Source organism: Cupriavidus necator, from assembly GCF_040578825.1.
In the GTDB taxonomy this organism is placed as follows: Bacteria; Pseudomonadota; Gammaproteobacteria; order Burkholderiales; family Burkholderiaceae; genus Cupriavidus; species Cupriavidus necator_E.
Window position 1 is genome coordinate 1 of the sequence record NZ_JBEFLI010000119.1, and the last position, 11,879, is coordinate 11,879.

The window sequence follows — 11,879 nt, forward strand, 5'->3', positions numbered from 1 at the left end:
CCCCGAAAGCTTCGCCCTCCCCTGCCATGCGGCTGCGTTCCCCGTCGATGTCCGAGTTGCACGCCTTTGCCGCCGCGGCGAGGCTGGGCAGCTTTACCCGCGCGGCCGAGACACTGTGCGTGACGCAGGGGGCGATCAGCCGCGCCATCGCCCGGCTCGAAACGCATTTTGGCCAGCCGCTGCTGCAGCGGAATGCGCACCGGCTGCTGTTGACCGATGCCGGCAAGCACCTGCTGGACGCCGTGGCCGAGCCGCTGGCCGCGATCGAGAATGCCAGCGCCGCCCTGCTCGCCGGCAACCGCCGCCACCATCTGACGCTGTCCGTGGTACCGACGCTGGCCAGCGTCTGGCTGGTGCCGCGGCTACCCGATTTCCATCGCCGCCACCCGGATATCCGGCTCGACTTCGTCCCCTATGAGCGCGACGAGGACTTCTCCGGCCCGGCGCCGGATGCGGCGATCCTCGCCGGCGAAGCCGGCAAGTGGCCGGGGCTGCTGGTGGACTACGTGGTGGGACGTGAAATGGTGCCGGTCTGCCACCCCGACCGCGCCCGCGCCCGGCGCGATGCCGGCCAGTGGCGGTCGCCGGCCGAACTGCTGCAGGAGCCCCTGCTCTATCACACCACCGCACCGGCGAACTGGCAGAACTGGCTGCTGGCGGCCGGCGTACCCAGTGCTGCGCCGCCGACGTTATCCACAGGTTTCGACCAGGTCTCGATCCTGATCCAGGCGGTGCGCGCCGATATGGGTGTGGCCGTGCTGCAGCGCTGCCTGGTGCGCGATGAAATCGCCGCTGGCCGCGTGGTAGCGCCATTTGATCTGCCAATTACGCTCCAACGCGGCTATTTCCTGTGCGCACCGAAGGAACGGCGCGATCATCCGGCGCTGAACTGCTTTCGGGAATGGCTGTTGGAGACTGCGAAGCGCGATCCCGATATCGAGGCCGCCAAGTATGCAGGGGACGACTAGTAGCACTCGATGTATGTCACAACCCATTCATACGGCCGATATTTATGGATAGCTAATTCGCTGGACAGATGAAAAGTCGCCGACATTCGCCCACACCATCCATCCGGTGAATCGTTCTGAACCTATCTCAGCGCAGTACCAGCCCACGCTCATGCGCACGTCCCGATGTAGGTTATCCCCAAAGTTATTCACAGCAAAAATAAGAAAGGGCCTGCAACCGCAGGCCCTCATTCGTCAGACGATCTTCTTGCGGCTCAAGCCGCTTTTTTCGCCAATCCCAGGTAAGTTTCGATCACCTTCGGATTGGCGGCCAGCTCATCCGCCGGCCCTTCCATCGACATATCCCCGGTCTCGATCACATAGCCGTAGTCCGCCACCTGCAGCGCGGCACGCGCGTTCTGCTCGATCAGCAGGGTCGCCACGCCTGTCGTGCGCAGGTTGCTGATGATGTGGAAGATCTCCTTGACGATCAGCGGCGCCAACCCGAGGCTGGGCTCATCCAGCATCAGCAACTGCGGCTTGGCCATCAGCGCGCGGCCCACCGCCAGCATCTGGCGCTCGCCGCCGGACAGCGTGCCGGCGTCCTGGCGCGCACGCTCGCGCAGGCGCGGGAACAGGTCGTAGACCACGTCCATCTGGTCGAGGAAGTTCTTCTCGCCCGCGCGCTTGCGGCGGAAGGCGCCCAGCAGCAGGTTGTCCTCCACCGTCATCGACGCGAACAGCTCGCGCTTCTCCGGCACCAGGCACATGCCGCGTGCGACGCGTCCTTCGACCGGAATGCCCGCCATGTCGTGGCCGAGGTAGCTGACCGATCCGCTCGACGACCCGTTCACCGGCAGCGCCCCCATGATCGCATTGAGCATGGTCGATTTGCCGGCGCCGTTGGGGCCGATCACCGTGACGATCTTGCCGGCCTCCACCTTGAGGTTGGCGCCATGCACCGCTTCCACCTTGCCGTAGCGGACGTGGAGGTCCTTCACTTCGAGAATCAGGCTCATGTCGGGTCCTCGCTCCGTTATTCCACGCCGCCCAGGTAGGCTTCCAGCACCGCGGGGTTCTTCTGCACTTCCTCGGGCATGCCCTCGGCAATGCGCGTACCGAATTCCATCACCACCAGCCGGTCGGTCAGGTTCATGACGAAGTCCATGTCGTGCTCGACCAGCAGCACGCTCATGCCCTCGCCCTTCAGTTTGCGCAGCAGTTCGGCCAGCGCCTGCTTCTCCTTGTAGCGCAGGCCCGCGGCGGGTTCGTCGAGCAGCAGCAGCGCCGGGTCACAGCACAGTGCGCGTGCGATCTCCAGGATCCGTTGCTGGCCCAGCGCCAGGCTGCCCGCTTCCATATACATGCAGTCGGCCAGGCCCACGCGCTCGAGCTGGCGTTTCGCCTCGAACAGCAGCTTCTCTTCCTCGGCCTTGTTCATGCGCAGGATCGCGGCAGTGACACCGCCCTGCGCGCGGAAGTCGCCACGCAGGTGCGCGCCGATAGCGACGTTCTCCAGCACCGTCATGGTCGGCAGCAGGTGCACATGCTGGAAGGTGCGGCCGATGCCGCGCTTGACGATCTCGCGCGACGGCAGGCCCGAGATCACCTCGCCGCGATAGCCCACTTCGCCGCGCGTGACCGGCAGCACGCCCGTCACCAGGTTGAAGGTGGTGGACTTGCCCGCGCCGTTGGGGCCGATCAGCCCGATGATCTCGCCGGCGCGCACCTGGAAGCTGACATCGTTGACCGCGACCAGCCCGCCGAACTCCTTGCGCACGGCGCGCACGTCGAGGATCAGTTCGCCGGCCTCAGGCTTCTGCCGCACAGCCAGTGCCTCCGCCTGCGCTGGCGCCAGCACCGCCGGCCCCGAGGGAAAGAGACGACGCAGGAACGGCCAGATGCCCTCGCGCGCATACTGCAGCAGCAGCACCAGCAGCACGCCGAAGACAATGATCTCGAAATTGCCGGTGGCACCGAGCAGCTTGGGCAGCAGGCCTTGCAGCACATCCTTCAGGATGGTCAGGATGCCGGCACCCAACACTGCGCCCCACACGTGGCCAACACCGCCGACCACCGCCATGAACAGGTACTCGATACCGTAGTTGAGCCCGAACGGCGTCGGGTTCACCGCGCGCTGCAAGTGCGCATACAGGAAGCCCGACACGCACGCGAGGATGGCCGCGACCACGAAGATCACCACCTTCATCCAGGCGGTGTTCACCCCCATCGCCTCGGCCATCACGCCACCGCCCTTGAGCGCGCGGATGGCGCGGCCCGGGCGCGAGTTCAGCAGGTTCTGCATCGCCAGCACCGCCAGCAGCACCACGGCCCAGATCAGGTAGAACATCGAACGGCCCGACTGCAGCTCGATGCCGAACAGCGACAGCACCGCAATGCCATTGATCCCGTCATACTTGCCGAGGAACTCCAGGTTGCCGAACAGGTAGAACAGCGACAGGCCCCACGCAATCGTCGCCAGCGGCAGGTAGTGCCCGGACATGCGCATCGTGATCAGCCCGATCACATAGGCGGAGGCCACCGTGATCACCAGCCCCACCAGCAGCCCGAACCACGGCGACAGCCCGAACTGCGTGGTCAGGTACGCGGTGCTGTACGCCCCGAGCCCCACGAACGCCGCCTGCCCGAACGAGGTCATGCCGCCCACGCCGGTCAGCAGCACCAGCCCGATCGCGACGATGCTGTACAGGCCGATGTAGTTGCCCAGCGTGATCCAGAATTCTGGCGTAGGCAGTACCGGCAGCAATGCCAGCACCACGATCAACGCCAGCACCAGCAATCGGTTGCGGTTCAGGCGAGCGCGGCCGCCCGCTTCGGCGCCCGCCACGGCCGCCTGCTTGTCGGTCAGCATGGTCATGGCTTATTCCTCCTCCTCGACATGCTTGCTCGTCAGCGAGCGCCACAGCAGCACCGGAATGATCAGTGTGAAGACGATGACCTCCTTGAACGCGCTGGCCCAGAAGGAGGAATAGGATTCGAGCAGCCCCACCAGCAGCGCCCCCAGCGCCGCGACCGGATAGCTGACCAGCCCCCCGACGATGGCGCCGACAAAGCCCTTCAGGCCCACCAGGAAACCCGACTCGTAATAGACCGTGGTCAGCGGTGCGATCAGGATGCCGCACAGCGCGCCCATCGCCGCGGCCAGCGTGAACGACAGCCGCCCCGCCTGCGTGGTGCCGATGCCCACCAGGCGCGCGCCGAGACGGTTGACCGCGGTCGCGCGCAGCGCCTTGCCCTGCAGCGTGCGCTCGAAATAGAAGTACAGCGCGCCGATCAGCAGCGCCGACACGCCCACCACCCACAGGCTCTGTCCCGAGATGCTGAGCGCGCCCACGTCAAAGCGCGCATCGGAGAACGCCGTGGTGCGCGATCCTTCGGCGCCGAACATCACCAGCCCCAGTCCTACCAGCGCAAAGTGCACGCCGACCGAGACGATCAGCAGCACCAGCGTGCTGGCCTCCGCCAGCGGCTGGTAAGCGATCCGGTACAGCATCGGGCCCAGCGGGATGATGATCAGCAAGGTCAGCGCGATCTGCGCCAGCATCGGCAATGGTTGTGCGCCGTACTGCTGCGCGACCCAATGCACGGCGAGCGGAAACGCCAGGTACTTGCCGGCCAGCACGCCAAGGCGTTGCCCCAGCGTGCGCCGCAGCTCGGCGCTGCGCAGCACGGTCACGGTTTCATAGAGGAAGGTCAGCGCGCCCATTGCCAGCAGCAGCCAGGTTGTCTGCGGCGCATGCCCGGCCTGCATCGCGGCCAGCGTCAGCGCGCCATAGGCAACGAACTCCCCTTGCGGGATAAAGATGACGCGGGTCACCGAGAACACCAGCACCAGCGCCAGTGCCAGCAGCGCGTAGATCGCGCCCGAAGTGATGCCGTCCTGTGCCAGGATGGCGGCGATAGATAAGTCCATTGTCTCCCCGTCTCTCGGACAGTCTCGTGGAACTACCTGCCTGCATCGAAGGGGGCCGACAGGATGCTGTGCTGCTGGGATTACGAAATAGTAAACGGATTGCCCATAGCGCAAATACAGGGCAACCCTAACGCAAGACTATGCCGTGCGCGCCGCATCGGGCAATAAAAAAGCGCATGGCTGAACCATGCGCTTTGCTGCGTCACATGCGTGTGAAACGTCCGCTGAATTACTTCGTCAGCAGTTTCCACTTGCCGTCGACGATCTGCACCATCACGCGCGCGCGCTGATCGAAGCCGAGGTGGTCGGTGGCGCTCATGTTCATGATGCCGTGCGACACCGGCAGGTTCCTGATCTGCTCCATCGCATCGCGCAGCGCCTTGCGGAACTCCCTGGTGCCGGGCTGCGCCTTCTTCAGCGCCTCTGGGATCGCATGCTGCAGGATCAGGCCGGCATCCCACGCATGGCCACCGAAGGTCGACACCTGGCCGCCAAAGGCCTTCTCATAGGCGGTCTTGTAGGTCATCGCCGGCTTCTTCACCGGGTTGCTGTCGGGAAGCTGTTCGGCCACCAGCAGCGGGCCGGCCGGCAGGTAGGTGCCCTCGCAGTCCTTGCCGCACACGCGCAGGAAGTCGGGGTTGGCGACACCGTGGGTCTGGTAGACCTTGCCCTTGTAGCCGCGCTCCTTCAGCGTCTTGGCCGGCAGCGCCGCGGGCGTACCCGAGCCTGCGATCAGCACCGCGTCGGCGTTGGCGCTCATCATCTTCAGCACCTGGCCGGTCACCGAGGTATCGGTGCGGGCAAAGCGCTCGTTGGCGACCACCTTGATCTTGCGCATGTCCGCCACCTTGGCGAATTCCTGCGCCCAGCTATCGCCATAGGCGTCCGCGAAGCCGATGAAGGCCACCGTCTTCACGTTGTTGTTGCCCATGTGCTCGGCAATGGCGGTGGCCATATGCGAGTCGTTCTGCGGCGTCTTGAAAACCCAGGCGCGCTTGGCGTCCATCGGCTCGATGATGCGGGCCGACGCGGCCATGGTGATCATCGGCGTCTCGCTCTCGGAGACCACGTCGACCATCGCCAGCGAGTTCGGCGTCACGGTGGAACCGACCACGACGTCGACCTTGTCTTCGCTGATCAGCTTGCGCGTGTTCTTGACGGCGGTGGTGGTGTCGGAGGCATCGTCGAGCACGATGTACTCGATCTTCTTGCCCGCGACTTCCTTGGGCATCAGCGTGAACGTGTTCTTTTCCGGGATGCCCAGCGATGCCGCCGGACCGGTGGCGGACACCGTGACCCCTACCTTGACCTGTGCCTGGACTGCGCCGGCAACCAGGCTGAGGCTGGCCGCCGCGATTGCCAGCAGGCTGGCGCGCTTGAAATCCATCTTGTCTCCTTCGGTTCCTGAAGCGGAAAGGCATCCGTCCGGCGTCCGCCGGCGGATGCCCCTTTTCTTGTGCCGACCCCTCGGTCACGCAGGCACATCGCCGGCACCTGCGCTACTGCCAGGAACGATGGCAACACCGTTCCCCATTTCCCGTCCACACCAGCCCCCGGACTTGGCGCTTCCGTCATTCACCGACCGCGCGGTCGGGAATGCGGATCGAGTCTATCACAGCGACCTGGCGCGAAAAGGCAGGATTAACCCGCATCGCGCGCCAGGCCTGGACTTCGGGCCGTCAGCGCAGGAACGCATCCCACGCCGTCTTCAGGATCAGCGCGCTGACGACCACGATAAACACCTTGCGCACGAAGGCGCTGCCATGCCGCAGCGCCAGCCGGCTACCCACCTGGCTGCCGACGACATTGGCCACCGCCATCACCAGCCCGAGCTGCCACCAGATATGGCCCTTGCTGGCGAGCAGCAGCAGCGCCGCCAGGTTGGTGGCCAGGTTGACCAGCTTGGTCGAGGCCGCCGCATGCAGGAAGTCATAGCCGAACACGCGCACGAACACGATCATCAGGAAGCTGCCGGTGCCGGGACCGAACACCCCGTCGTAGAAGCCGAGCACCGCGCCGGCCAGCAGCGCGGCCAGCCGTTCGCGCCCGCCCGTCAGCGTGGGGGCATGCTCGGTGCCGAGATCCTTCTTGGCCACCGTATAGACCAGCAGCACCACCAGGATAAACGGCAGCGCCTTGCGCATCGGCTCCGCCGGGATCAGGGTCAGCGCCCAGGCGCCTGCCATCGAGCAGACAAAGGCCGCCACCACCGCCGGCGCGGTCGCACCCCAGTAGATGCGCACGCTGCGGCCGTAGCGCAGTGCCGCGTTGGCGGTGCCGGCGATCGACGCCACCTTGTTGGTGCCGAGCAGCGTGGCCGGCGACATGCCGGGATAGGCGGAGAACAGCGCCGGGATCTGGACCAGGCCGCCGCCGCCGGCAACCGCGTCGATCAGGCCGGCGAGAAAGGCGGCAACCGCCAGGAATGCGAATTCCATCATTGCAGGAAACAGGAAAGCGAGAGGGGAACAACGGGAGGAGTAAGACAGGCGCGCAGTGGCGGCCTGATCGGGCCTGATCGGGCCTGATTGGCCGGAGGACCCGACCGCCCGGCTTAGCCGAGCACCTTGGCGGCGGGCACCAGGCTGCGATGCCACATGCCGCTGCCGTGCGGGCCGAAACCCGGCGGCGGACCGCCGTGCCCGGTGACCACCCCGGGCGCCAGCAGTGCGTGGCGGATGCCGTGGGCGCGGCCCCAGTCGGCGAGCGTGTCGCAGCAGCGTTCGAGGCAGTCGCGGCCGGCCGCGGGACTGAGTCCGGGCCGTACCCACCACTCCATGGCGCAGGCCGCCAGGCCGGCAAAGCCCAGGCTTGGCACCAGCGCCACCGGCAGGCAGGCCAGCACGTCATCCGGCGCCGGGCCGTGCGCGATCAGGCAGATGCCGCGCCCGGACTGGGCCAGCAACTCGTCCAGCATCAGCCGGCGCGCCCGGGCAGCCGGTACCGGCAGTGGCCGCACGGCGGCCAGCCATGCGTCGAGCATAGCGGCATCGGCGCCGTGGCCAGGGCGTACCGCCCCCTGCGCCGCCGGCAAGCCGGGACGATCGCAGGAATCTGGATCGGAGCAATCTGAGGAAGGGGGCGAATCGGGAACGGCGGGCATGGCGGGCAACGGAGAACGCACGCATTGTCGCATGCGCCCCGCCGGCAGGTGATGCCGATGCGGCATGGATGCCCCAGAATAGGGCGCGGACCCCACAGGGAAAGTGCCAGAGGACGAGGCTGGCTGCGCCCAAATGAAAAAAGCGTTGCCGAGGATCACCCGGCAACGCCCTTTATTTATAACGCTGCTACCCGACACCGGGTGCGCGCCTGTCGTCTCCTCGCTTCCGCCTCCATTTAACCTGCGAAAACCGTATATGGAATGTAACGAAGCGGTGCATTCTGGACAAGCTAGAAAAAACCCTAGCCCCACAATCGGGCATGTCGCCCCGCGATCACTCGTGCTTGCGACCGAAACGGCCCAGCAGCTCACCCATGATGCCACGGCGGAAGGTCAGCACGCAGATCACGAAGATCACGCCGGTCACCATCGTCACCGACTCGCCCAGCGTGTTGAACCAGCCGATGCCTGTGGCCGAGGCCAGAAAGGTGCCGATATCGCCCAGCTTGTTCTCCAGCGCCACGATCACGAACGCGCCGACAATCGGGCCTGACAATGTGCCCAGGCCGCCGACCAGTGTCATCAGGATCACCGAGCCCGACATCGACCAGTGCACGTCGGTCAGCGTCTCGAAGCCCAGCACCAGCGCCTTGATCGAACCGGCCAGCCCCGACAGCGCCGCCGACAGCACGAAGGCGGTCAGCTTGAAGCGGTCGACGTCATACCCCAGCGAGATTGCGCGCGGCTCGTTCTCCTTGATCGCCTTCAGGATCTGGCCGAACGGCGAATGCACCGTGCGCACGATCAGCGCGAAGGCCGCGACGATGATCACCAGCGCCACGTAATACAGCGTCAGGTCGTCGGACAGCGGCACGATGCCGAACAGCTTGCCGCGCGGGATGCCCTGCAGCCCGTCCTCGCCGCCGGTGAACGGCGCCTGCAGGCAGATAAAGAACAGCATCTGCGCCAGCGCCAGCGTGATCATCGAGAAGTAGATGCCCTGGCGGCGGATCGCCACCGAGCCCACCACGTAGCCGACCAGCGCGCCGGTGGCGGTGCCCAGGATCAGCCCGATCTCAGGCGTTACGCCCCAGACCTTCATCGCATGGCCAGCCGCGTAGCCCGCGCCGCCGAAGAAGGCCGCATGGCCGAACGACAGCAGCCCGGTATAGCCGATCAGCAGGTTGAACGCGCAGGCGAACAGCGCGAAGCACAGCACCTTGAGCACGAACACCGGATAGGCGCCGGCCAGCGGCGCCGCCACCAGTGCCAGCAACAGCAATCCGTACAACAGTTTCTTCTGCACGCCTTGTCGCTTTCCCGCCTGGCCCGCGTTGGCAGCCACCGTGGTCTGCGTCGATGATGTGGTTGGTGCGCTCATCACTTCTCCTTCCCGAACAGCCCGGCCGGGCGCAGCAGCAGCACGATCACCATGATGAAGAACACCACGGTCGACGATGCTTCAGGATAGAACACCTTGGTCAGGCCCTCGATCACGCCCAGCCCCAGGCCGGTCAGGATCGAACCCATGATCGAACCCATGCCGCCGATCACCACCACCGCGAACACGATAATGATCAGGTTCTGCCCCATCAGCGGCGAGATCTGGATCACCGGCGCGGCCAGCACGCCGGCAAACGCTGCCAGCGCCACGCCGAAGCCGTAGGTCAGCGTCACCATCAGCGGCACGTTGACGCCGAAGGCCTCGACCATCTTGGGGTTCTCGGTGCCGGCGCGCAGGTAGGCGCCCAGCTTGGTCTTCTCGATCACGTACCAGGTGGCGAAGCACACCGCCAGCGATGCCACCACGACCCACGCGCGATAGTTCGGCAGGATCATGAAGCCCAGGTCGGTCGCGCCCTGCAGCGCGTCCGGCGTCGAGTACGGCAGCCCCGACACGCCATAGATCGAGCGGAAGATGCCTTCGATCACCAGCGTGATGCCCAGCGTCAGCAGCAGGCCGTAGATATGGTCGAGCTTGTAGATCCAGCGCAGCATGGTCTTCTCGATCACCACGCCCAGCGCGGCAACGACCAGCGGCGACAGCAACAGCATGACCCAGTAGTTCAGCCCGGCGTACTCCATGCCCATCCAGGCCAGCACCGCGCCCAGCATGAAAAGCGCGCCGTGCGCGAAATTGATGACATTGAGCAGGCCGAAGATGACCGCGAGGCCCAGGCTCAGCATCGCATAGAAAGCGCCGTTGACCAGCCCCAGCAATAGCTGGGAAAGCATGGCAGGCAAGGGAATTCCGAAGATGTCCATGAGCATCGATTGCTGGTGGTGTCTCCCCTCTCCCGCGCGCGGGAGAGGAGTGGGAGAGAGGGCTGGCGCTGAATAGGCTGCCAGCTTCAACACTGCCGCGGGCATTCGTTACGCCGCGTGGCGCGTGCCGGTGTCGCTGCTGCCGGCGCCCGCCCTCTCCCCCTGCCCCTCTCCCGCAAGCGGGAAAGGGGAGCAAACCGTCGCAGGCCTGACGGTTACTTCTTCAACATCGCACACTTCGAGTCGGCCACCGTGGTGAAGGCCTGCTCGCCCGGGATGGTCGCCACCACCTTCATGTAGTCCCACGGCTTCTTCGACTCGGCCGCCGTCTTCACCTGCATCAGGTACATGTCGTGGATGCCGCGGCCGTCCTGGCGGATATGGCCCTTGGTGTAGAAGTCGTTGATCTTCATTTTCTTGAGTTCGGCCATGACCTTGTCCGGATCGTCGGTCTTGGCTGCTTCCACCGCCTTCAGGTAGGTGCTGGCCGCCGAGTAGTCCGCCGCCTGCAGGCTGCTCGGCATCTTCTTCATCTTGCCGAAGAAGCGGTTGGCGAACTTGCGGGTGTCGTCGTTCATGTCCCAGTACCAGCTGTCGGTCATCAGCAGGCCTTCGGTGTTCTTCAGCCCCAGGCTGTGCACATCGTTGATGAACATCAGCAGGCCGGCGATCTTCATCGACTTGGTGATGCCGAATTCCTTGGCCGCCTTGATCGCGTTGATGGTGTCGCCACCGGCGTTGGCCAGGCCAAGGATCTGCGCCTTGGACGACTGCGCCTGCAGCAGGAACGACGAGAAGTCGGATGCCGACAGCGGATGGCGCACCTGACCCGCCACCGTGCCACCGCTGGCCTTGACCACCGCCGCGGTGTCGCTTTCCAGCGAATGGCCGAAGGCGTAGTCGGCGGTCAGGAAGAACCACGACTTGCCGCCCTGCTTGACCACCGCGCTGCCGGTGCCCTTGGCCAGCGCCACCGTGTCATAGGCGTAGTGCACCGTGTACGGCGAGCATTCTTCGTTGGTCAGGCGCGCGGTGCCGGCGCCGATGTTGATGTAGACGCGCTTCTTCTCCGAAGCCACCTTGTTCATCGCCAGCGCGGTGCCCGAGTTGGTGCCGCCCAGCAGCAGGTCCAGGCCCTGCTGGTCCATCCACTCGCGCGCCTTCGAGGCGGCGATGTCGGCCTTGTTCTGGTGGTCGGCGGAGACGATCTCGATGGGCTTGCCCAGCACCTTGCCGCCGCGGTCCTCGATCGCCATCTTGATGGCTTCGAGGCCGCCGGGGCCGTCGATGTCGGCGTACAGGCCCGACATGTCGGTGATGTAGCCGATCTTCACGGTGTCGCCCGACACCTGGGCAACGGCGCTGAAGGAAACCGCACCCATGGCAATGGCCGCCATCGCGGCCGCGAGCCGAGTCTTTTTCATGTCTATGTCTCCTGATTTGCGGCGGCGTGCGCGCCACCCGTTCCTGCCAAACATCAACCCATGATCCGTGCGGATCAGACCCCGAGCAGTTCGTGCAGCACCGGCATCTTGGCCTCCAGCTCACTGGCGGCAAAGCGCTCGACGATGCTGCCGTGCTCCATCACGTAGAAGCGGTCGGCCAGCGGCGCGGCGAAGCGGAAGTTCTG

Annotated in this window: 10 protein-coding genes and 1 pseudogene; 1 reads left to right on the forward strand and 10 read right to left on the reverse strand. The window is 65.6% G+C overall.

Annotation, left to right across the window (positions count from 1 at the left end; genetic code table 11):
• Positions 1-26 precede the first annotated feature (26 nt).
• On the forward strand, positions 27-968 hold the full coding sequence (locus tag AB1I47_RS32200; RefSeq protein WP_354687721.1) for a LysR substrate-binding domain-containing protein: 942 nt from the start codon (positions 27-29) through the stop codon (positions 966-968).
• A 254-nt stretch (positions 969-1,222) separates the two neighbouring features.
• Here the strand turns inward: AB1I47_RS32200 and AB1I47_RS32205 are convergent, their stop codons facing one another.
• The 10 genes and pseudogenes from AB1I47_RS32205 to AB1I47_RS32250 form a co-directional block, all read right to left on the reverse strand.
• A complete protein-coding gene (locus AB1I47_RS32205; RefSeq protein WP_354687713.1) occupies positions 1,223-1,966 on the reverse strand; it encodes an ABC transporter ATP-binding protein in 744 nt (247 codons plus the stop codon).
• A 17-nt stretch (positions 1,967-1,983) separates the two neighbouring features.
• A complete protein-coding gene (locus AB1I47_RS32210) occupies positions 1,984-3,825 on the reverse strand; it encodes a branched-chain amino acid ABC transporter ATP-binding protein/permease (protein ID WP_354687714.1) in 1,842 nt (613 codons plus the stop codon).
• A 3-nt stretch (positions 3,826-3,828) separates the two neighbouring features.
• Complete coding sequence (locus tag AB1I47_RS32215) at positions 3,829-4,881, reverse strand: branched-chain amino acid ABC transporter permease (RefSeq protein ID WP_354687715.1); 1,053 nt, start codon at positions 4,879-4,881, stop codon at positions 3,829-3,831.
• 229 nt (positions 4,882-5,110) lie between these two features.
• Entirely contained in the window at positions 5,111-6,268 is a 1,158-nt protein-coding gene (locus AB1I47_RS32220; RefSeq protein WP_354687716.1) for an ABC transporter substrate-binding protein, read from the reverse strand.
• Positions 6,269-6,560: 292 nt separating this feature from the next.
• Positions 6,561-7,319 (reverse strand): sulfite exporter TauE/SafE family protein, encoded by a 759-nt coding sequence (locus AB1I47_RS32225; RefSeq protein WP_354687722.1) that lies wholly within the window; start codon positions 7,317-7,319, stop codon positions 6,561-6,563.
• Between the two features lie 116 nt (positions 7,320-7,435).
• A complete protein-coding gene (locus AB1I47_RS32230; RefSeq protein ID WP_354687717.1) occupies positions 7,436-7,864 on the reverse strand; it encodes a hypothetical protein in 429 nt (142 codons plus the stop codon).
• A gap of 454 nt (positions 7,865-8,318) precedes the next feature.
• The gene (locus tag AB1I47_RS32235) at positions 8,319-9,365 is read right to left on the reverse strand and encodes a branched-chain amino acid ABC transporter permease (RefSeq protein ID WP_354687718.1); all 1,047 of its coding nucleotides are present in this window, start codon (positions 9,363-9,365) and stop codon (positions 8,319-8,321) included.
• On the reverse strand, positions 9,365-10,249 hold the full coding sequence (locus AB1I47_RS32240; RefSeq protein ID WP_354687719.1) for a branched-chain amino acid ABC transporter permease: 885 nt from the start codon (positions 10,247-10,249) through the stop codon (positions 9,365-9,367). The genes AB1I47_RS32235 and AB1I47_RS32240 overlap by 1 nt, the downstream gene beginning before the upstream one ends.
• Before the next feature lie 215 nt (positions 10,250-10,464).
• Entirely contained in the window at positions 10,465-11,673 is a 1,209-nt protein-coding gene (locus AB1I47_RS32245) for an ABC transporter substrate-binding protein (protein ID WP_354687720.1), read from the reverse strand.
• 74 nt (positions 11,674-11,747) lie between these two features.
• Positions 11,748-11,879: pseudogene (locus AB1I47_RS32250) on the reverse strand (ABC transporter ATP-binding protein); the annotation flags it as partial.